Source organism: Pseudomonas sp. Marseille-Q1929 (genome assembly GCF_017316265.1).
Taxonomy (GTDB): Bacteria; Pseudomonadota; Gammaproteobacteria; order Pseudomonadales; family Pseudomonadaceae; genus Aquipseudomonas.
This window is the reverse complement of sequence record NZ_JAFLWU010000007.1, coordinates 1-20309: the sequence shown is the minus strand read 5'-3', so window position 1 is coordinate 20309 and position 20309 is coordinate 1. Positions and strand designations below refer to the sequence as shown.

The window sequence follows — 20309 nt, the reverse complement described above, 5'->3', positions numbered from 1 at the left end:
TGTGAATTCAGGAATAGACCATGTAGGGCACCGGCCCGGCGATCCGCTCGCGAAACGCCAGGTAATGTTTGAGCACCTGCACCGGCGCCTCGATCTGCGGGTAGTGGCCGATATTCGTCAGCAGCACCGTATCCGCCTCCGGCACCAGTTGCCGATAACGCTCCACCATATGCCCACCGGAAATCGGATCAGCTTCGCCGTCAATCACCCGCAGCGGCACATCCAGACGCTGCATCGCCTCCACCCAACGATCACGCAAGCGGCGACGCTGGGGGATATAGGCGATCAGCTTGTGCAGGATGCGCGTGCCATCGTTGCAGTTGAGCAGGCTCCAGAAATCATCCAGGGCGCTTTCGCTGGGGCGGGTATCCGGGCCGAAGATCTGGCGGAAGCTGTCGGACAAGGCATTGCGCCCAAAGGCGCGGCCAATCATCCAGCCAAGAGGGCTGAGCAAGAGTTTCTGCACCAGCGCAGGCCGATGGGTTTCGGGGAACAGGCCGCCATTGAGAAACACGCAACTGGCCATCAGAAAGCGCCCTTCGTAATGCCGCGCCAGCAATTCCTGGGCGACGCTGTCACCGTAATCATGGGCCAGCACATGCACCGGCTGATCCACACTCAAGTGCTCCAACAGTGCCTGTTGCACATCGGCCTGCTCCAGCAGGCAGTACTCGTGATCGAGGGGCTTGTCCGAGTCGCCAAAGCCGAGCATGTCGCAGGCAATCACCAGGTTGCGCTGGGCCAGGGGCTGCCACAGGTAATGCCAGTCCCAACTGGCGGTGGGAAAACCATGGATCAGCAGCAACGGTTCGCCCTGCCCCGCCACCCAATAGCGGAGGGTGCGGCCACGGAAGACGAAACTCTGGCCGCGCTTGCGCCAGGCTCTGAGCGGGATCTCGGCGAGTGGCATCAGGTTTTATACCCAGGATCGATGCTGTCCAACTTGCGCAGCAACGCCGGCCAGGCCAGCGCGCCCCCCATGCCTTGTGCGCTCTTGGTCACGGCTGCCACCATCGCCTTGGCCCCAGCCAGAATCTGCGAGCCGATGGGGATCAACTCGGCGCCGCCGTTTTGCGCCAGCACCTGGATGTCGCAGGCACGCTGGAAGGTGAACATCATCAAGAAGGTGTCGGCGATGGTGCTGCCGCAGGTCAGCAGGCCGTGGTTGTGCAGCATCAGGAAATTGTTGTCACCCAGATCGGCCTGCAAACGCGCCTTTTCCTCGTGGTTCAGCGCCACGCCTTCGTAGGCGTGATAGGCCAGGCTGGCCAGCACGAAAATCGATTGCTGGCTGATCGGCAGCACGCCCTGCTTCTGCGCCGCCACCGCGACACCGGCGGCGGTGTGGGTGTGCAGCACGCAGGTGACGTCGTGGCGCACTTCATGGATGGCGCTGTGGATGGTGTAGCCCGCCGGGTTGATCTCGTAGGGGCCGTCCATCAGCTTGTTGCCGGCTTGATCGACCTTGACCAGGCTCGACGCGGTGATTTCGTGAAACATCAGCCCGTAGGGGTTGATGAGGAAATCATCGGTGCCCGGCACCTTGGCCGAGATGTGGGTGAAAATCAGGTCATCCCAGCCGTGCAACGCCACCAGGCGATAGCAGGCTGCCAGGTCGACACGGGCTTGCCATTCGGCAGCACTGACCTGGGCTTGGACATTTTGTGGCGATAAAACAGGGGCTAGGCTCACGGCAACGACCTCCTTGGCGCACTTTCTTATTGTTTTTTTGAGTGATGGGCCAGTCTAGTCAGACCTCACGACGGAAGGGAGTCGCCTTCGCAGCCAGCTTGATGACCGAACGAGTCAGCCATGAGAATAGTTGAAATCCACGCGCACGGCGTCAGAGAAGCGCCGCCAATAAAGGCGCGGCGAACAGGTTGAGCAGCCCCGTCAACACCATCACCAGGCCTGCGACCGAACCTTCTTCGCCGCCTACTTCCCGCGCCCGGCTGACCCCGGCACCGTGGGCGCCCACGCCAAACAAGGCGCCACGGGCCAGTGGCGTGCGCAACGGCAACCATTTGAGCAACACGCCACCGAGCATGGCGCCGAACACGCCGGTGAACATCACGAATACGGCTGTCAGCTCTGGCACGCCGCCAAGGTCGGACGACACCGGCATGGCGAACGGCGTGGTGATGGAACGCGGCACCAGCGACATCGTCACTGCGCTGTCCAGGGCCAGCGCCTTGGCCAGGCCAAACGAGGTGGCGATGGACGCGATGCTGCCCGCCAGCATGCCCAGCAGCAACGCCGACCAGTGGCGTGCGAGCAAGCGCCGTTGTTGCCAGATCGGCACGGCAAAGGCCACGGTGACCGGGCCGAGGACCAGCATCAGCCAGTGGGTGTCGGCCGCGTATTCGGCATAGGCGGTGTTCATCGGCACGGCCACCGCCAGTAACAGCACCGGCACGAGGATCAACGGCGACAACAGGTAGCGCCCGGTGCGCCGGTACAGCCAGCGGCTGAAGACATACGCACCCAGGGTGAGGGCGAGCCAGAACAGGGGCATCAGCTCAAGCTTCATGGCGCAGTCTCCAGCGGCACACCCATTCCACGGTAAACGCGGTCACCAGCATCACCGCCAAGGTACTCAGGCCGATCACCAGCAGGATGCGCCAGCCGTCATTGCGCACCAGGCCGCCGTAGTCCAACAGGCTCATCAAGGCCGGAATAAAGAACAGCAGCATCTCGGCCATCAATACACCGGCGCCCAATTGCAGGGCAGCGGGTTTGATCAGGCCGCTGGCGAAGGTCGCCAGCAATAAGCCCAGCCCGACCACCCCGCCAGGAATCGGCCACGCAAGCCAAACGGCCAGTTGGCAGCCAAGGAAATAGATGGCCAGCAGTACGACCAATTCAATCAACAGACGGGTGAAACGTTTCATGGGCTTGGATTCCTCGCAGGCGCCCATTTTAAAGAGGCAACCCCCATACCCACAGCGAATTGTTAGACTGCAAGCTATTCCAAACCGGAATCATGACCATGGAATTCAAACAGCTGCGCAGCTTTGTCGAAGTCATCCATCGCGGTGGTTTTACCCAGGCCGGCAGAACCTTGCACATCAGCCAGTCCGCCGTGAGCAAACAAGTGGCGCAGTTGGAGCAAAGCCTCGGCACACCGCTGCTGGAGCGCACTGGCTCACATATCCGCCTGACCGCCGCCGGCGCCGTGGTGTTGCAACGCGCCGAGGCGATGCTGCGCCTGCAGACCGAGTTGCTCAGCGAATTGGACGACATGCAGCAACTGGCTCGCGGCGAACTGCGCCTGGGTTTGCCGCTGCTGGCCGGTGATACGTTGTTCGCCGGGCTGTTTGCCGAATACCGCAGGCGTTACCCCAACGTCACCATCCAGCTCCTGGAAGGCGGCAGTCGTACGATTGAACAAGGGATTCTCAACGGTGAACTGGACGTCGGCGGCAGCCTGATGCCCAGCGACCCGGCCTTTGCCTGGCAAGCGTTCTGCGATGAGCCGCTGGATGCCTTGCTGCCCATGGACCATCCGCTGGCGGAAAACGCCCAGGTGCGTCTTGAGGAATTGGCGGACACGCCGTTCCTGATGTACCAGCGCAGTTTTGTGCTGAATGACCGGCTGATGCAGGCCTGTCAGCACGTGGGCTTTACGCCGAAGGAAATTGGCCGCAGCGGCCAGGCGGACTTTCTCGTGGCGCTGGTCGCCGCTGGCCAGGGCGTGGTGCTGCTGCCCAGCGTCGTCGCCCGTGGGCTGGTGCGGCCGGGCGTGGTGCGCCTGACGCTCAAGGCGCCAGACTTCCTGCGCTGGGACATTGCCTTTATCTGGCGCGACGGCGCTTATCTGTCGAGGGCCGCCCAGGCCTGGCTGGCGCTGTTGCGTGAATACCCGGTCAACCGCGCAGTGCAGTGACCAGTTCCGCCAGCCACGGCTCGGCGTCGGCTTCCGGGGTCACGCTTTCGCTGGCATCCAGACGCAGCATCGGCAGTACTTCGCGTACGCCCAACTCGCCGAACAACTCACGCAGTTGCTCGCCACCGCCGCAGAAGGTGTCGCCGTAGCTGGCGTCGCCCAGGCCGATCACCGCGCCTGGCAGGCCGCGCCAGGCGGCGGGCAATAGGTCGCGAATGCTCGAATACAGTGGCTGCAGGTTGTCGGGCAACTCACCCATGCCAGTGGTCGAAGTCACCGCCAGGAACGCGTCGGGCGCGAAGGCTTGCACGTCTGCCAGGGTGGCGCGCGGGTTATGCCAGGCTTCAAAACCGGCGGCGTTGAGGAGACCGGCGGCATGGCGGGCGACTTCTTCAGCGGTGCCGTAGACCGAGCCGGAAAGGATGGCGACTTTCATCAATCTGATCCTGTAGTTGAGCGAAAGCGTGGGATATTAGCAGCAGATGCAAATATTTCAGTGGGCAGCGTGCAACATTCAGAAGTTGCCATAGACTCCAAGCTCCAAAAACAAGCCATGGACCGCTCAATGATCAACGCCAAACTGATGCAACTGGTCGTCAACGCCTCCAACGACGGCATCGTCGTCGCCGAACGGGAAGGCAAGGATAAGCCGCTGATCTACGTCAACCCGGCATTCGAACGGCTGACCGGCTACACCCTGGACGACATCCTGTATCAGGACTGCCGATTCTTGCAGTCGGGTGACCGCGATCAACCGGGGCTGATGGCCATTCGTGAGGCGCTGGACAGCGGCGGTGCGTGCCGCGAGATCCTGCGCAACTATCGCAAGGACGGCACGCACTTCTTTAACGAACTGTCGCTGTCGACGGTGTACAACGCGGCCGACAAGCAGACCTACTTCGTCGGCGTGCAAAAAGACGTCACCCTTCAGGTCAAGGCCCAGCAGCGCGTGGCCCAGCTGGAAAACGAGCTGGCCGAGGTCAAGGCCGAGCTGGCCGCCCTCAAAGCGACGAGCGGATCTAACAAAATTTAGAAATTGGGGTCAGTAGAGAGGATAATGGCACTTTAACACCCCTTTCATTGAGCACGATCAATGCACCGCGACGCGCTTCTGACCCAGGATGAGCTGGACTTCATTCAGAACATGCAGCACAACCCCCAGCTCAACCTGCGGGATGCATCGTCGAGCCTGACCGTCAACGGTGGGGCGCAGATCCGCGATTTGCTCACCCGGCTGGCCGCTCACGACCACGTCACGATCCAGGCGCAGTTCGATAACCAGCAACTGACCTTCCCACTGCACCTGGTGGAGGATGAGTTTCATGCGGTGCATCTGCGTTTGGGCGTGCCGAGCATTTTCGAAGACGGCCCGATGATCCGCCCGTGGCGCCTGGCGCTTGAAGCGCCAGTGGCACTGGAGAACATCAAGGGCACGCCAGGCGCACTGTGGGTGCACGAAGTGTCATTCAAGGGTGTGCTGGTGGAAATCCGTGGCCGGGTCAAAGCGCCCAAGACCTTTGCCCTGTGGTTCAGCCCTTCCGGTTACGAACGCATTGCCCTGCGCGGCACGCTGGAGCGGGAAACCGCGCGCGGCTTGTTCGCCTATCGCCTGAACCAGAGCGATGCGGATGAGATCGAGCGCCTGCGCCAATTCATCCTGCACCAACACCGGTTGGTCCACCCCCACGTGCACGCCTGACCTCAGGTATCCAGGCGCCCACTGAGAAACTGCTGCAGGCGGCGCTGCATCAGGCGCCCGTCATTGCCCAGGCAACCCACGGATGAACCGGCCAGGTCCTTCTCGGCCAAGTCCGACGCCGCACCCGCCAGAAACAGTGGGCATTCCAGGGTCATCGCCAAGCGGTTCAGGCGATTGGGCAGGTCGTGGCCATGTGAGTGGTTGGAATACACGATCAACGCCTGGGGACGGTTTTTTTCACACACCAGCATCAACTCATCCACCGGCTGGCCCATCGCGAGCACCTTCACCACCAGGTCGTCGCGACTGATCAACAGCGCGGCCACCAGCAGCTCCAGTTTACGACACTCGCCGGGCAGGGCGGCCAGCAGCACCCGTGGTGCCGACGACGCACAGGCTACCTGCAATCGCTGCAAGGCCTGCACCCGCAAGAAGGCATCGAAGAACAACCATTCACTGGCCTGGCCAAAGCGGCCCTGATGGCGCAGCAGATCCTGCCAGAGGGGCATGAGGATGTCCTGGAACGCCACGCTGAGGGGGTACGTCGCAAAAACCTGCCCGTACACATGCTCCAGCTGGCGATCATCGAACGCACTGACCGCCTGCATCACCCGCGCCTGCCACTGAGGCCACTCGCCCTCCCCGGCCAAATCACGCTCAGCGCGCACGGCTTGCGCCTGCTGATCATCACGCGCGAGGAGCTTGCCGACCTTGCTCACGGCCACGCCGCGCTCGATCCAGTCGAGGATGCGATTGACCGTCTCAATATCGGCCTTGGAGTAGAGGCGGTGCCCGCTTTCGGTGCGTGTGGGCTGGATCAGGCCATAACGACGCTCCCAGGCACGCAGGGTGACGGGGTTTATGCCTGTCAATCTCGACACTTCACGAATCGGAAACAGCTCGTCGGAATCAGTCGCATCCAGATGCAAAGTGCTATCAAGCGAAGCAGTAATCACGGGCATTTGAGGCTAAAAAACCAACGGTGATCGGGGCCCTCATTTAACGCCTTTAGACCTGTCTTTTTCAAGCGCCTCAAGCTTCGGACCAATGCCACTGGCGTATTTCTGCAAAACAGGAATAATCCTTGCCTGTTTTTACATAGCGGCACTACCCCGCCGCTATGTTCGTGCGCCGCCTACCCGGCCCAGCGCACCCGTATATTTGGAGATACACAATGTCTACCTCACCCGTCACCCTGATGGTTGCGCGCCGCGTGGCCAAAGGTCGCTACGAAGAGTTGATGGCCTGGCTGCGCGAAGGCGAGCAATTGGCCACGGACTTCCCGGGTTACCTGGGTTCAGGCGTGCTTGCGCCGCCGCCCAATGATGACGAATTCCAGATCATCTTCCGCTTTGCCGACGAAAAAACCCTGCATGCCTGGGAGTTTTCCGCATCCCGCAGTGCCTGGCTGGGCCGTGGCAGCGAGCTGTTCGCCGACCCGTCGGAGCATCGGGTGAGTGGCATCGATGGCTGGTTCGGCGCAGTCGGCGCAAGGCCACCCCGCTGGAAACAGGCCGTAGCGATCTGGCTGGCGTTTTTCCCTGTGTCGCTGATCTTCAACTTTGTGCTGGGCCCGTTGCTCGCTGAGTTGGAGCTGGTCCCGCGCGTGCTGGTCAGCACCCTGGCACTGACGCCGCTGATGGTTTACCTGTTCATTCCGCTGTCGACCCACCTGCTGGCCAACTGGCTGCATCCCGTGCCCGCACCGCGCAAGGCCAGCGAAGCCGCCGCGTGAGTACAGGGGGGCGCAGCGCTGGTATGATTTGAGCCTGCCAGCGAATCGAGCCCCCCATGACTGCAACACACGCCCCGATCCTGATCACCGGCGCCGGCCAGCGTGTCGGCCTGCATTGCGCCCAGCGCTTGCTCGACGACGGCCATTCGGTGATTTTCAGCTACCGCAGCGAACGCCCTGGCGTGCAGGCCCTGCGCGAGCGCGGGGCGATCGGTGTGTTTGCCGACTTCTCCAGCGAAGCCGGCGTCATGGCCTTTATCGCCGAACTTAACAGCCACACCCAGAGCCTGCGCGCGATCATCCACAACGCCTCGGCGTGGGTCGCCGAAACACCCGGCGACGAAAGCCGCGCCTTTACCGACATGTTCAGCGTACACATGCTTGCGCCCTACCTGATCAACCTGCATTGTTCACCCTTGCTGCAACGCTCGACACCGGCCGACATCGTGCATATCAGCGATGACGTGGTGCGCAAGGGCAGCCGCCAGCACATCGCCTATTGCGCCACCAAGGCCGGGCTCGACAGCCTCACGCTGTCGTTCGCTGCGCAATTCGCGCCGTTGATCAAGGTAAACGGCATCGCCCCGGCAATGGTGATGTTCAACGAAGGCGACGACGACGCCTACCGCGCCAAGGTGCTGGCCAAATCGGCATTGGGCATTGAGCCCGGGCCCGAGGTGATCTACCAGAGCGTGCGTTACCTGCTGGACAACCCCTATGTCACCGGTACCACCCTGACCGTCAACGGCGGGCGGCATATCAAGTAAGCCGTTTGTGAGGATGTTGTATGACCTTGTCCCTGCCCCAACACTACCGCGAGATCATCAAAAGCCTGGGTGAAGACCCGGAGCGTGAAGGCTTGCTCGACACCCCCAAGCGCGCGGCCAAGGCGATGCAGTACCTGTGCCACGGCTACGAACAGAACCTGGATGACATCGTCAACGGCGCGCTGTTCACTTCCGACAATGACGAGATGGTGATCCTCAAGGACATCGAGTTGTATTCGCTGTGCGAGCACCACCTGCTGCCCTTTATCGGCAAGGCCCACGTGGCCTATATTCCGACCGGCAAGGTGCTCGGCCTGTCGAAGCTGGCGCGTATCGTTGACATGTATGCGCGGCGCCTGCAGATCCAGGAAAACCTCACGCGGCAAATCGCCGACGCCATCCAGCAAGTGACCCAGGCCGCCGGCGTGGCGGTGGTGATCGAAGCCAAGCACATGTGCATGATGATGCGCGGCGTGGAGAAACAGAATTCAACCATGAACACCTCGGTGATGCTCGGCGCGTTCCGCGAGTCGAACACCACGCGCATGGAGTTCCTGCAACTGATCGGACGGAGCAAGTAGCAATGCCACAACTTCAACCAGGCATGGCGCGCATCCGGGTCAAGGACCTGTGCCTGCGCACCTACATCGGCATCAACGAGGACGAGATCCTCAACAAGCAGGATGTGCTGATCAACCTGACCATCCTGTATGCCGCCCAAGAGGCGGTGCGCGACAATGACATCGACCACGCGCTGAACTACCGCACCATCACCAAGGCCATCATTGCCCACGTCGAAGGCAACCGCTTTGCCCTGCTGGAGCGCCTGACCCAGGAGCTGCTGGACCTGGTGATGAGCAATGAATCGGTGCTGTACGCCGAAGTCGAAGTGGACAAGCCCCATGCGCTGCGCTTTGCCGAATCGGTGTCGATTACCCTGGCGGCCAGCCGCTAACCCTTGAGATTTGCGTGAGCCCTATGAACGACCAACAACGCCTCGAACTCGAAGCCGCCGCCTTCCGCCGGCTGGTGGCCCACCTGGACAGCCGCAAGGATGTGCAGAACATCGACCTGATGAACCTCTCCGGTTTCTGCCGTAACTGCTTGTCCAAGTGGTACAAGGCCGAGGCCGATGAACGCCAGATCGAGCTGAGCCTCGATGACGCCCGTGAAGTGGTGTACGGCATGCCGTACGCCGAGTGGAAAGCCCAATACCAGAAAGAAGCCAGCGCCGACCAACAGGCGGCGTTCGCCAAAGGAAAAACCCATGACTGACCTGAACACCCTGCGCAACAGCCTCAATAGCGGCGAACATGTGTTTGCCGACACCTTGGCCTTTGTTGCCGCAGGTTATGACTACCAGCCGCAAGCCTTTACCAATGGTGACGTGGAAAATGCCGCCGGGCAGAACGAGGGCTCGTGCAAGACCCTGGGTTTGGCCGTGCTGGAAGGCTTGAGCGATCAGGAAGCGCTGCTGGCGTTTGGTGAGCATTACCGTTCGGTGGTGGCGACGCCTGAGGGCAGTGACCACGGCAACATCCGTGCATTGATCGCCCATGGCCTGGCCGGTGTGACGTTCACCGCACAACCCCTGACTCGCCGCTGATTCGATTTGGAAACCCGGTCAATGTGGGAGCCGGGCTTGCCCGCGATGGCGGTGGTGACTGACACACCGCTATCGCAGGCAAGCCAGCTCCCACAGGGATTGGGTTAACACCTCAAGACCTGGGTATTGCTTGAATCGCGAGCATAAAAAAACCGGCCTCACGGCCGGTTTTTTGTTTTACCGCTCACCTCAGTCGTCGAGGTAACGCTCGGCATCCAGTGCCGCCATGCAACCCGCGCCGGCCGAGGTGATGGCCTGGCGGTACACGTGGTCTGCCACGTCACCGGCCGCGAAGATACCTTCAACGCTGGTGGCCGTGGCGTTGCCTTCACGGCCGCCCTGCACGATCAGATAACCGTCTTTCAATTCCAACTGGCCTTCGAACAGCGACGTGTTCGGCGTGTGGCCGATGGCGATGAACACGCCGTCGACTGTCAGCTCGTCGAAGCTGCCGTCGTTGTTTTTCAGGCGGGCACCGGTCACGCCCATGTTGTCGCCCAGGACTTCGTCCAGGGTAGCGTTGAGCTTGAGGATGATCTTGCCTTCAGCTACACGGGCGTGCAGCTTGTCGATCAGGATCTTCTCGGCGCGGAAGGTCTCGCGGCGGTGAACCAGGGTCACAGTGCTGGCGATGTTGGCCAGGTACAGCGCTTCTTCCACGGCAGTGTTACCGCCACCGACAACAGCCACTGGCTTGTTGCGGTAGAAGAAACCGTCGCAGGTCGCGCAGGCGGAAACGCCCTTGCCCATGAACGCTTCCTCCGACGGCAGGCCCAGGTAACGGGCGCTGGCGCCGGTGGCGATGATCAGTGCGTCACAGGTGTACACGCCGCTGTCGCCGGTCAGGCTGTAAGGCTTTTTCGAGAAATCGACCTTATTGATGTGGTCGAAGACGATCTCGGTTTCAAAGCGCTCGGCGTGTTCTTTCATGCGCTCCATCAGCACCGGGCCGGTCAGGCCGTGCACGTCGCCGGGCCAGTTGTCGACTTCGGTGGTGGTGGTCAACTGACCACCCGCCTGCATGCCGGTGATCAGCAGCGGCTTGAGGTTGGCGCGGGCCGCGTAGACGGCAGCGCTGTAACCGGCAGGGCCGGAACCGAGAATAATCACTCGCGAATGACGGGTATCAGACATGACTCACTCCTATCGACCACCCGGACAACAAGGCGGCTGGAATAAAAAAGGACCGCGAAGCACTTGGGGAAGGCTTGAACTCGCACGTCCTGAAAAATAATGGGTGCAGCGTATAGAGGGGGGCAAGATTAAGGAAATACGGAATAACAATCCAGCTCATAGGCGGTCTCTATGCAGTTGGCGTGGTTGATCGACGCCTTTGTTACTGCTGATGTCGCCGCTTTCGCCTGCGCGGCAAAGCCGGTAAGGTCGGCGCGTTCGTCCCTTTGCTCGGAGTTGTCCATGCCTGCCCCCGCTCTTTCCGGCCCGCAATACCTGCGTGAAGGCCTCAAACTGGTGCTCAGCCCTGGCCTGCGCCTGTTTGTCTTGCTGCCGCTGGCGATCAACCTGGTGCTGTTCGTCGGCTTGATCTATTTCGCCGGCCATCAGTTCAGCCTGTGGGTCGATCATTTGATGCCGACGCTGCCAAGCTGGCTGGGTTTTCTCAATTACTTGCTGTGGCCGTTGTTTGTGGTGCTGGTCACGCTGATGGTGTTTTTCACCTTCACCATGCTGGCCAATATCATCGCCGCGCCGTTCAACGGTTTTCTCTCGGAGAAAGTCGAAGTGGTGGTGCGCGGCACCGATGACTTCCCGGCGTTCAGCTGGGGCGAACTGATCGCCATGGTGCCACGCACATTGGCCCGGGAAATGCGCAAGCTGGGCTACTTCCTGCCGCGGGCCATCGGTCTGTTTATCCTGTCGTTCATTCCGGTGGTCAACCTGATCGCCGCACCGCTGTGGCTGCTGTTCGGGGTCTGGATGATGGCAATCCAGTACATCGACTACCCGGCGGATAACCACAAGCTGGGCTGGAACGAAATGCTCGCCTGGCTGCGCCAGAAGCGTTGGCAGAGCATGAGTTTCGGCGGCATCGTCTACCTGGTGCTTCTGGTGCCGGTGGTCAACCTGCTGATGATGCCGGCAGCGGTGGCTGGAGCCACGCTGTTCTGGGTACGTGAGCAAGGGGCAGAGACGATGGCCAAGTCATAAATCCATCATCCCAATGACACAATGACGACACGGCCCACGGCGACACTGTGGGTCATGACGACAGCCTCGCTCCACATCACCCTGATTACTGAAACCTTCCCGCCGGAAATCAACGGGGTGGCCAATACCCTTGGCCGCCTGTGCGACGGTTTGCGCGCGCGCGGCCATCAAATCGAGCTGGTGCGCCCGCGCCAAGGCAGCGATCAGAGTCGCGCCAGCGATGACGAATTGCTGCTGTGCCGGGGCTGGCCGTTGCCGGGCTATCCGGGCTTGCAGTGGGGCCAGTCGTCGATGCACAAATTGTTGCGCCGTTGGACTCGCCGGCGGCCGGACGTGCTGTACATCGCCACGGAAGGGCCACTGGGCTTATCCGCCCTGCGTGCCGCGCGGCGCCTGGGGATCAGTGTGGTCAGCGGTTTTCACACCAATTTCCAGCAGTACTCGAACCAATATGGCTTGAGCATGCTGAGCCGAATGGTCACGCACTACCTGCGCTGGTTTCACAACCGCTCGACCTTGACCCTGGTGCCCAGCGCCAGCCAGCGCCTGGAGCTGGAGCGCAAGCATTTCGAGCGTCTGGCCATGTTGTCTCGCGGGGTGGACAGCCAGTTGTTCCACCCTGCCAAACGCGACAATGCATTGCGGGAAAGTTGGGCGCTGAACAGTGAGCAAACCGCCGTGCTCTATGTGGGCAGGCTGGCCCAGGAGAAAAACCTGGGATTGCTCAAGCGCTGCTTCGAAACGCTGCAGGACACTTACCCTCTGCGGCAGATGAAGCTGATCATCGTCGGTGATGGCCCACAACGTCCGACGATGGAGAAAGAACTTCCGGAAGCGATCTTCTGCGGCACCTTGCGCGGTGAGGAACTGGCGCGGCACTACGCGTCAGGCGACGTGTTCCTGTTCCCCAGCCTGACCGAAACCTTCGGCAACGTGGTGTTGGAAGCGATGGCATCGGGATTGGGCGTGGTGGCCTATGACCAAGCGGCCGCGACCCAGCATATTCGCCATGGCTACAACGGCGTGCTGGCAATGCCGGGGGATGAGAACGCGTTTTGCGAGGCGGCCAACTGGCTGCTGGAGGACGCCGAAAGCCTTCGCCGTATGCGCCTTAATGCGCGCCAGCATGCGAGCCGCCAGGGGTGGCCTGCGATTATCGAACAGTTCGAACGTCAATTACGGGGTGTATGCGGCGAAAACTTTGCGCTTCCTACACAGCCTTACGTGCGATGAAACCCTAATTCTTTCCTTATATTTAAGTCAGGAACTGCTTAATGCTGAATACCAATTACTGATACCTGCTATCTGAGCAGGGCTTTCAATAATTGAGGTACGGTATATGTCAGCTTACGGAATGGGTGTACGCAATGGCGTCAACATGCCAAACGCCGAATGGACGCGTCAGCAACAATGGCTGGATAAATCCCGAGCAGAACCCCCTGTCTACGGCCAACCGGGGCATAAAGACCCGAACAAAACCGATCACACAAAAGAGCTGTACAAGGGGCCGCAGTACTAACGCCATAAAGCTCCCTGTGTAATCACAGGGAGCCCAGCCCCTCACACCAGAGTCGTCAACGCCTCACGACTGAAGGGCAGGATGTCGCCCTCGCGGCCTTCGCGCACCTTCAACGCCCAATCCGGGTCGACCAGCAGCGCACGACCTACCGCCACCAAGTCGAACTCGTCGTTATTCAGGCGCTCCAGCAGCTTCTCGAGGCTGGCCGGTTGCGCGACCTTGTCGGTGTTGACCATGAACTGCAGGAACTCGCCATCCAGGCCGACGCTGCCCACGGTGATGGTCGGCTTGCTGGTGAGCTGACGGGTCCAGCCAGCCAGGTTGAGATCGGACCCTTCGAATTCAGGCTCCCAGAAACGGCGCGTGGAGCAGTGAAAAATATCCACACCCGCGGCAGACAACGGCTTGAGAAACTCGTCCAGCGCCTCGGGGGTTTGCACCAGGCGCGCGGTGTAGTCCTGCTGTTTCCACTGGGAGAAACGGAAGATGATCGGGAAGTCCGGGCCGACGGCGGCGCGGGTGGCCTGGATCAGCTCGATGGCAAAGCGTGAGCGGTTGGCCAGGCTGCCGCCATATTCGTCGGTACGTTGGTTGCTGCCGTCCCAGAAGAACTGGTCCACCAGGTAGCCGTGGGCACCGTGGATCTCCACACCGTCCATGCCGATGCTCTGGGCATCCTTGGCGGCCTGGGCGAACGCATGGATCACGTCCTGGATGTCCTGGGTGGTCATGCCGTGGACGACCACGTTACCGTCCTTGAGTTTTTCCATCGGGCCGTACGCCGGCACGCTGGCATCAGGCTCGGTACCGATGCGACGCACGCTGCCGACATGCCACAACTGCGGGACGATCTTGCCGCCTTCGGCGTGCACAGCATCAACCACTTTCTTCCAGCCGGCCAAAGCCGCTTCGCCATAGAAGTGCGGGACGTTGGGGTAGCCGTTGGACGCCTGATGACCCACCACGGTGCCTTCAGTGATGATCAGGCCCACACCTGCAGCGGCGCGGCGACGGTAGTATTCGATGACTTTGGAATTGGGTACGCCGCCCGGCGAGAACGAGCGGGTCATCGGCGCCATGACCACACGGGTGGACAGTTGCAGAGCACCGAGCTGGAAGGGTTTGAACAAGGCTTGGACAGGCATGGGTGTACTCCACGTCAACAGGATTTATGATGCGGATAATATGGAGCGTGCAACGTGCTGGATAGCACTATTGATCTGGGTGATTAAGGTGTAAAAGCTGGACGCGGAGCGTCCGGGGAGGCGTTCCCACGCGGAGCGCGGGAACGATCAGATCCATTCAGCTCAAGGCTTTTTCGATGGCCTGGACGATGGTGGGATCGTCCGGTGCCGTGCGTGGGGAGAAACGCGCCAGCACGCGCCCATCCTTGCCCAGCAGGAATTTTTCGAAGTTCCAGGTGATATCCCCAGGAAACTCGGCGCCCTCGCCCGCCAGCAGCCGGTATAGCTGGTGACGATCCGGCCCGTTGACGTCGAGCTTGCTGCCCAACGGGAACGTCACGCCGTAGTTAAGGCTGCAGAACTCGCGGATTTCCTCTTCGCTGCCCGGTTCCTGGCCAGCAAACTGATTGCACGGCAAGCCAAGCACGGTAAAACCCTGGTCCTTGTATTGCTGGTAGAGGTTCTCCAGCGCCGCGTATTGCGGGGTCAAGCCACATTTGGAGGCCACGTTGACCACCAGTACCACCTGGCCCTTGAAGGGCGCCAGTGGCAGCTCTTGTCCGTCCAAAGCTTTGAGTTTCAGGTCGTGGAAAGCACTCATGACGAACTCCAGATATCCCATGTTCTTAGCAAAGCGGCTCGTCGAGATTACAACCCGCAAGCCTGCAATCATAGACGCCGATTACAAAACCCGCCTGTAGACTACTGAGCGGTCGGCCACGGCAAAATCGGAATCGCGGTCACGGCGTTCTGCGGGCTACCTTCGATCAGGCGGTCGCTGTACACCAGGTAAACCAGGGTATTGCGCTTCTTGTCGAGGAAGCGCACCACCTGCATGGTCTTGAACACCAGCGAGGTGCGTTCCTTGAACACTTCGTCGCCATCCTTGAGCTCGCCCTTGAAGCGGATCGGGCCCACCTGGCGGCACGCGATCGAAGCTTCGGCGCGGTCTTCGGCCAAGCCCAGGCCGCCTTTGACGCCGCCGGTCTTGGCACGCGACAGGTAGCAGGTCACCCCATCGACCTTGGGATCGTCAAACGCTTCGACGACGATCCGGTCGTTGGGGCCGACGAATTTGAACACGGTCGACACCTGGCCGATTTCTTCAGCCGAGGCCAGCAACGGCATGGCCAGGAGCAGGCCGAGTAATCCCTTCATCACGCGCATCGTGTATTCCTTACGTTTAAACCAGGATCAGGTTATCGCGGTGCACCAGTTCCGGCTCCGCCATATAACCCAACAGACTCACAATCGCGTCAGACGACTGCCCAATGATTTTCTGCGCTTCCAGGGCGCTGTAGTTGGCCAGGCCACGGGCGATCTCACGACCGTCGGGCGCGACGCACACCACCATCTCGCCACGGCGGAAGCTGCCCTGCACCAACTTGACGCCTACCGGCAGCAAACTCTTGTTGCCCTGGGACAATGCCGATACCGCGCCCTCGTCCAGCACCAGGGTGCCACGGGTTTGCAGATGACCGGCCAGCCACTGTTTGCGCGCCGCCAGCATGCCGCGTTCCGGCGACAGCAACGTGCCGATGCGCTCGCCGGCCTTGAGCCGGTCCAGCACACGCTCGATACGCCCGCCGACGATGATGGTGTGGGCGCCGGAACGTGCGGCCAGGCGCGCAGCGCGCAACTTGGTCTGCATGCCGCCACGGCCCAGGGCACCGCCGACGCTGCCGGCCACGGCATCCAGCGCCGGGTCATCGGCGCGCGCTTCATAGATCAACTGGGCGTCGGGGTTGTTGCGCGGGTCGGCGTCGAACATGCCGTCGCGGTCGGTGAGGATTACCAACAGGTCGGCCTCCACCAGGTTGGCCACCAGGGCGGCCAGGGTGTCGTTGTCGCCGAAGCGGATTTCGTCGGTGACCACGGTGTCGTTTTCGTTGATCACCGGGATGACTTTCAGCTCCACCAGCGCGCGCAAGGTGCTGCGGGCGTTGAGGTAGCGCTTGCGGTCGGACAGGTCGTCGTGGGTCAGCAGGATCTGCGCCGTGTGGCGGCCGTGCTCGGCAAAGCTGGATTCCCAGGCTTGCACCAGGCCCATCTGGCCGATGGCGGCGGCGGCTTGCAGTTCGTGCATCGCGCTGGGTCGCGCGGTCCAGCCGAGGCGGCTCATCCCGGCGGCAACGGCCCCGGACGACACCAACACCAACTCGACGCCAGCCTCATGCAAGGCCACCATCTGCTCGACCCAGACGCTCATGGCTGCACGATCGAGCCCCTTGCCATCCGCCGTCAGCAGCGCACTTCCGATCTTTACGACCCAGCGCTGCGCACCTGTCACTTTGCTCCGCATCATCTTCAACCTTAGATTGAGGGCTGCGCGACCCAGCGCGGCCCATAACGTTAAACCCGGATACTAAAACGCCGCTCTTAAGGAGCGGCGTTCAAGTTTATCGCAACGGATCAGTCGCGCACGTAAATGATTTCCGGACCGTCTTCATCATCCACGTCTTCTTCGTCCCAATCGTCGTCGCCGATATCATGGACCGACTTCACGCCACTGCGGCGCAGGGCACGCTGGTCATCCAGGGCCTGCAACTGGGCGCGGGCTTCGTCTTCGATCTGCTGATCGAGTTCGGCCAGCTCAGCCTTGAACACAGGGTCGGCCGCCAGGCGGTCGGCGCGGTCTTCGAGGTAGCGCATGATGTCGCGGGTCAGGCGCTCGGTGCCTTCTTTGGCGATGGCCGAGATCACGTAGACCGGACCTTCCCACTCCAGGCGATCGACGATTTCCTTGACGCGCTCTTCGTGCTCTTCTTCGAGGATCTGGTCGCACTTGTTCAGGACCAACCAACGATCACGCTCGGCCAGGGCCGGACTGAACTTGGTCAGCTCGCTGACGATCACTTCGGCGGCGTCCGGTGCGCTGGTGTCATCCAGCGGCGCCATGTCGACGAGGTGCAGCAGCAAACGGGTGCGGGACAAGTGCTTGAGGAAGCGAATGCCCAGGCCCGCGCCGTCGGAAGCACCTTCGATCAGGCCTGGAATGTCGGCGACCACGAAGCTTTTCCAGCGGTCGACGCTGACCACGCCCAGGTTTGGCACCAGGGTGGTGAACGGGTAGTCGGCGACTTTCGGCTTGGCGGCCGACACCGAGCGGATGAAGGTACTTTTACCGGCGTTAGGCAAGCCCAGCAGGCCAACGTCAGCCAGTACTTTCATTTCCAGCTTGAGGTCACGCTGCTCGCCCGGCTTGCCCGGCGTGGTCTGGCGTGGTGCACGGTTGGTACTGGACTTGAATCGGGTGTTACCCAGACCGTGCCAGCCGCCCTGCACAACCATCAGTTTCTGGCCGGCCTTGGTCAGGTCGCCAATCACTTCCTGGGTGGCCGAGTCGATGATGGTGGTGCCGACCGGTACACGCAGTACCAGGTCTTCGCCTTTTTTACCGGTGCAGTCGGTGCTGCCGCCGTTGGAGCCACGCTCGGCATCGAAGTGCCGGGTGTAACGGTAGTCGACCAGGGTGTTGAGGTTTTCGTCGGCCATCATGTAGATGGAACCGCCGTCACCGCCGTCACCGCCGTTTGGGCCACCGTTTTCGATGAACTTTTCGCGACGGAAACTCATGCAACCGTTACCGCCGTCGCCTGCTTTTACTCGGATGGAAACTTCATCAACGAACTTCATAACAAAACGCCTCTCGCCGCACGGACGAGCTTAAGAAACCAAGACATAAGACTCTTGCAAAAATGAGCGCAGCGACCTCAATCAGCGACCGCATATCCAGCGCTTGAGCTCATTACAAACAGCTTTGCAAGAGACTCACTCCACAAACGAAAAAGCCCCGTCGCAAGACAGGGCTTTTCCAGCGATCTCGCAATTAAGCTGCGACAACGCTCACGTAACGGCGGTTGAACGCGCCTTTTACTTCAAACTTGATCACGCCTTCGATTTTCGCGAAGAGAGTGTGATCTTTACCCATGCCTACACCGTAACCGGCGTGGAATTGGGTGCCGCGCTGACGCACGATGATGTTGCCCGGAATGATTTTCTGGCCGCCATACATCTTGACGCCAAGGCGTTTGGCTTCTGAATCGCGACCGTTACGGGTACTACCACCAGCTTTTTTGTGTGCCATGAGTCAATTCTCCTAGTGAGGAATTAGGCTGAAATTAAGCCTGAATACCGGTGATTTTGATCTCGGTGTACCACTGGCGGTGGCCCATACGCTTCATGTGGTGCTTACGACGACGGAACTTGATGATGCGGACTTTATCGTGACGACCTTGGGAGATCACTTCAGCCACAACGGTAGCGCCAGCAACAACTGGAGCGCCGATGTTCACGTCATCGCCATTGGCGACCAACAGAACGCGATCAAAAGTAACGGATTCGCCGGTAGCGATTTCCAGTTTTTCGATCTTCAGGTATTCACCTGGGGCGACCTTGTATTGCTTGCCACCAGTAACAATTACTGCGTACGACATGGTATTTCTCCGATAATCCTGCTCACCCAGCTCTTTATAAGAAGAGGTATTGGCTGGCATGGCTGCATGGGATGGACGTCCCGAATGCAATTGCGTAAGGCAGGTGCTGCCCAGGAAGTTCAGGGTGCGCGATTGTACGCAAGCTAAAGAAGGCTTGCAAGGGGCCGTCCATCGCGCCTTGACACCCGGGGGTGAGGGTCCTAGCATGCCGCGCAACCCTTCTGGAGCGACTGTCGCTGATGCAACCCCAAGCCTTCTACCGCGCGGTCGCGGACGATTTTAGCGCCGTCGATGGCATCATCAAGAAGCAGCTGACTTCTAAAGTGCCGCTGGTCTCCAAAATTGGCGACTACATTACGTCGGCCGGCGGCAAACGTCTGCGTCCTTTATTAGTGTTGCTGTGTGGCAAGGCCCTGGGCCGCGAAGGCGATGACCTGCGCCTGCTGGCCGCCACCATCGAATTCCTGCACACCGCTACCCTGCTGCATGACGACGTGGTCGACATGTCCGGCATGCGCCGTGGCCGCGAGACCGCCAACGCCATGTGGGGCAACGCCCCGAGCGTACTGGTCGGCGACTTCCTGTATTCGCGCTCGTTCGAAATGATGGTCGAACTGGGCTCGATGCCGGTGATGAAGATTCTGTCGCAGGCCACGCGCATCATCGCCGAAGGCGAAGTGTTGCAGCTGTCCAAGGTGCGCGACGCCAGCACCACCGAAGAAACCTATATGGAAGTGATTCGCGGCAAAACCGCGATGCTCTTCGAAGCCTCCACCCACAGTGCTGCCGCGTTGTGTGGCGCCACCGCCGAACAGGCCGAAGCCCTGCGCACCTTTGGCGATCACCTGGGCGTGGCGTTCCAATTGGTCGACGACCTGCTCGACTACCGTGGCGACGCCGAAACCCTGGGCAAGAACGTCGGTGACGACCTGGCCGAAGGCAAGCCGACCCTGCCGCTGATCTACACCATGCGCGAAGGCACGCCAGAACAGGCTGCCCTGGTGCGCAAGGCGATCCAGAAAGGCGGGATCGAAGACCTGGAAAGCATCCGCGAAGCCGTGGAAGCCTCGGGCTCGCTGGACTACACCGCGCAGTTGGCCCGTGACTACGTGGCCCGCGCCATCCAGTGCCTGGAAGCCCTGCCAGCCAGTGAATACCGGGATGCCCTGGTTGAGCTGAGTGAGTTTGCGGTGGCGCGTACGCACTGATTCAGCATTGATTAATGTGGGAGCTGGCTTGCCTGCGATAGCTTTAGTGAATTCACTAAAGCTATCGCAGGCAAGCCAGCTCCCACATTAGACCGAGCCAAGC

General features: G+C 60.9%; 28 protein-coding genes. 13 read left to right on the top strand and 15 right to left on the bottom strand.

The window, feature by feature from the left end; all coding sequences use genetic code 11:
• Positions 1-7 precede the first annotated feature (7 nt).
• The 4 genes from J1G37_RS10730 to J1G37_RS10715 all read right to left on the bottom strand — a co-directional run bounded on the left by J1G37_RS10730 (position 8) and on the right by J1G37_RS10715 (position 2891).
• Entirely contained in the window at positions 8-910 is a 903-nt protein-coding gene (locus J1G37_RS10730; RefSeq protein WP_207041608.1) for an alpha/beta hydrolase, read from the bottom strand.
• Entirely contained in the window at positions 910-1692 is a 783-nt protein-coding gene (locus tag J1G37_RS10725; RefSeq protein ID WP_207041606.1) for a class II aldolase/adducin family protein, read from the bottom strand. Before J1G37_RS10725 ends, J1G37_RS10730 begins: the two co-directional genes overlap by 1 nt.
• 151 nt (positions 1693-1843) lie before the next feature.
• Complete coding sequence (locus J1G37_RS10720; RefSeq protein WP_207041604.1) at positions 1844-2530, bottom strand: LrgB family protein; 687 nt, start codon at positions 2528-2530, stop codon at positions 1844-1846.
• Positions 2520-2891 carry a CidA/LrgA family protein gene (locus J1G37_RS10715; RefSeq protein WP_124526449.1) on the bottom strand — a complete coding sequence of 124 codons (372 nt, stop codon included), beginning with the start codon at positions 2889-2891 and terminating at the stop codon, positions 2520-2522. Before J1G37_RS10715 ends, J1G37_RS10720 begins: the two co-directional genes overlap by 11 nt.
• Before the next feature lie 98 nt (positions 2892-2989).
• Here J1G37_RS10715 and J1G37_RS10710 point away from each other — a divergent pair, with 98 nt between their 5' ends.
• Positions 2990-3886, top strand: a complete 897-nt coding sequence (locus tag J1G37_RS10710; RefSeq protein ID WP_207041602.1) for a LysR family transcriptional regulator — start codon at positions 2990-2992, stop codon at positions 3884-3886.
• Here J1G37_RS10710 and J1G37_RS10705 read toward each other — a convergent pair.
• On the bottom strand, positions 3867-4322 hold the full coding sequence (locus J1G37_RS10705; protein ID WP_207041600.1) for a flavodoxin: 456 nt from the start codon (positions 4320-4322) through the stop codon (positions 3867-3869). The genes J1G37_RS10710 and J1G37_RS10705 overlap by 20 nt on opposite strands.
• Before the next feature lie 129 nt (positions 4323-4451).
• Between J1G37_RS10705 and J1G37_RS10700 the strand changes: the two genes are divergently transcribed.
• Together J1G37_RS10700 and J1G37_RS10695 are read left to right on the top strand one after the other, a co-directional pair.
• On the top strand, positions 4452-4919 hold the full coding sequence (locus J1G37_RS10700) for a PAS domain-containing protein (RefSeq protein WP_207041598.1): 468 nt from the start codon (positions 4452-4454) through the stop codon (positions 4917-4919).
• 60 nt (positions 4920-4979) lie between these two features.
• Positions 4980-5585 carry a hypothetical protein gene (locus J1G37_RS10695; protein ID WP_207041596.1) on the top strand — a complete coding sequence of 202 codons (606 nt, stop codon included), beginning with the start codon at positions 4980-4982 and terminating at the stop codon, positions 5583-5585.
• Positions 5586-5587: 2 nt separating this feature from the next.
• On the opposite strand, the gene J1G37_RS10690 is transcribed toward J1G37_RS10695, so the two are convergent.
• Entirely contained in the window at positions 5588-6547 is a 960-nt protein-coding gene (locus J1G37_RS10690; RefSeq protein ID WP_207041594.1) for a MerR family transcriptional regulator, read from the bottom strand.
• 212 nt (positions 6548-6759) lie between these two features.
• On the opposite strand from J1G37_RS10690, the gene J1G37_RS10685 reads away from it, so the two are divergent.
• The 6 genes from J1G37_RS10685 to J1G37_RS10660 are packed head-to-tail and all read left to right on the top strand — an operon-like array spanning position 6760 to position 9693.
• Positions 6760-7320, top strand: coding sequence for an antibiotic biosynthesis monooxygenase (locus J1G37_RS10685; protein WP_207041592.1), 561 nt, complete (start codon positions 6760-6762; stop codon positions 7318-7320).
• Between the two features lie 56 nt (positions 7321-7376).
• Entirely contained in the window at positions 7377-8087 is a 711-nt protein-coding gene (gene folM, locus J1G37_RS10680; protein WP_207041590.1) for a dihydromonapterin reductase, read from the top strand.
• A 20-nt stretch (positions 8088-8107) separates the two neighbouring features.
• A complete protein-coding gene (gene folE / locus J1G37_RS10675) occupies positions 8108-8668 on the top strand; it encodes a GTP cyclohydrolase I FolE (protein WP_207041588.1) in 561 nt (186 codons plus the stop codon).
• 2 nt (positions 8669-8670) lie between these two features.
• Positions 8671-9042 carry a dihydroneopterin triphosphate 2'-epimerase gene (gene folX / locus J1G37_RS10670; RefSeq protein WP_003176029.1) on the top strand — a complete coding sequence of 124 codons (372 nt, stop codon included), beginning with the start codon at positions 8671-8673 and terminating at the stop codon, positions 9040-9042.
• A 23-nt stretch (positions 9043-9065) separates the two neighbouring features.
• On the top strand, positions 9066-9362 hold the full coding sequence (locus J1G37_RS10665) for a DUF1244 domain-containing protein (protein WP_010206472.1): 297 nt from the start codon (positions 9066-9068) through the stop codon (positions 9360-9362).
• Positions 9355-9693 carry a HopJ type III effector protein gene (locus tag J1G37_RS10660; RefSeq protein WP_207041586.1) on the top strand — a complete coding sequence of 113 codons (339 nt, stop codon included), beginning with the start codon at positions 9355-9357 and terminating at the stop codon, positions 9691-9693. The genes J1G37_RS10665 and J1G37_RS10660 overlap by 8 nt, the downstream gene beginning before the upstream one ends.
• A 189-nt stretch (positions 9694-9882) precedes the next feature.
• On the opposite strand, the gene trxB is transcribed toward J1G37_RS10660, so the two are convergent.
• Both trxB and J1G37_RS10650 read right to left on the bottom strand, forming a co-directional pair.
• Entirely contained in the window at positions 9883-10827 is a 945-nt protein-coding gene (trxB, locus tag J1G37_RS10655) for a thioredoxin-disulfide reductase (protein ID WP_207041584.1), read from the bottom strand.
• A 128-nt stretch (positions 10828-10955) separates the two neighbouring features.
• Complete coding sequence (locus tag J1G37_RS10650) at positions 10956-11111, bottom strand: hypothetical protein (protein WP_207041582.1); 156 nt, start codon at positions 11109-11111, stop codon at positions 10956-10958.
• Here J1G37_RS10650 and cysZ point away from each other — a divergent pair.
• From cysZ to J1G37_RS10635, 3 genes are all read left to right on the top strand, one after another.
• Positions 11110-11859, top strand: coding sequence for a sulfate transporter CysZ (cysZ, locus tag J1G37_RS10645; RefSeq protein ID WP_207041580.1), 750 nt, complete (start codon positions 11110-11112; stop codon positions 11857-11859). The two genes, J1G37_RS10650 and cysZ, sit on opposite strands and share 2 nt — an antisense overlap.
• Before the next feature lie 54 nt (positions 11860-11913).
• Positions 11914-13092, top strand: coding sequence for a glycosyltransferase family 1 protein (locus J1G37_RS10640; protein WP_207041578.1), 1179 nt, complete (start codon positions 11914-11916; stop codon positions 13090-13092).
• Positions 13093-13198: 106 nt separating this feature from the next.
• The gene (locus J1G37_RS10635; RefSeq protein ID WP_207041576.1) at positions 13199-13378 is read left to right on the top strand and encodes a hypothetical protein; all 180 of its coding nucleotides are present in this window, start codon (positions 13199-13201) and stop codon (positions 13376-13378) included.
• A gap of 41 nt (positions 13379-13419) precedes the next feature.
• Here the strand turns inward: J1G37_RS10635 and J1G37_RS10630 are convergent, their stop codons facing one another.
• From J1G37_RS10630 to rplU, 7 genes are all read right to left on the bottom strand, one after another.
• On the bottom strand, positions 13420-14523 hold the full coding sequence (locus tag J1G37_RS10630; RefSeq protein ID WP_207041574.1) for an NADH:flavin oxidoreductase: 1104 nt from the start codon (positions 14521-14523) through the stop codon (positions 13420-13422).
• A gap of 157 nt (positions 14524-14680) precedes the next feature.
• The gene (locus J1G37_RS10625) at positions 14681-15163 is read right to left on the bottom strand and encodes a glutathione peroxidase (protein ID WP_017735027.1); all 483 of its coding nucleotides are present in this window, start codon (positions 15161-15163) and stop codon (positions 14681-14683) included.
• 101 nt (positions 15164-15264) lie between these two features.
• Positions 15265-15729, bottom strand: coding sequence for a CreA family protein (locus tag J1G37_RS10620; protein ID WP_015885841.1), 465 nt, complete (start codon positions 15727-15729; stop codon positions 15265-15267).
• Between the two features lie 16 nt (positions 15730-15745).
• Positions 15746-16864 (bottom strand): glutamate 5-kinase, encoded by a 1119-nt coding sequence (proB, locus tag J1G37_RS10615; protein WP_207041818.1) that lies wholly within the window; start codon positions 16862-16864, stop codon positions 15746-15748.
• 110 nt (positions 16865-16974) lie between these two features.
• Positions 16975-18198, bottom strand: coding sequence for an Obg family GTPase CgtA (gene cgtA, locus J1G37_RS10610; protein WP_017735024.1), 1224 nt, complete (start codon positions 18196-18198; stop codon positions 16975-16977).
• A gap of 193 nt (positions 18199-18391) precedes the next feature.
• Positions 18392-18649, bottom strand: coding sequence for a 50S ribosomal protein L27 (gene rpmA / locus J1G37_RS10605; RefSeq protein ID WP_003176049.1), 258 nt, complete (start codon positions 18647-18649; stop codon positions 18392-18394).
• A 34-nt stretch (positions 18650-18683) separates the two neighbouring features.
• Positions 18684-18998 (bottom strand): 50S ribosomal protein L21, encoded by a 315-nt coding sequence (gene rplU, locus J1G37_RS10600; RefSeq protein ID WP_003176051.1) that lies wholly within the window; start codon positions 18996-18998, stop codon positions 18684-18686.
• A gap of 239 nt (positions 18999-19237) precedes the next feature.
• On the opposite strand from rplU, the gene J1G37_RS10595 reads away from it, so the two are divergent.
• Positions 19238-20206 (top strand): polyprenyl synthetase family protein, encoded by a 969-nt coding sequence (locus J1G37_RS10595; protein WP_192300610.1) that lies wholly within the window; start codon positions 19238-19240, stop codon positions 20204-20206.
• The last annotated feature ends 103 nt before the right edge of the window (positions 20207-20309 follow it).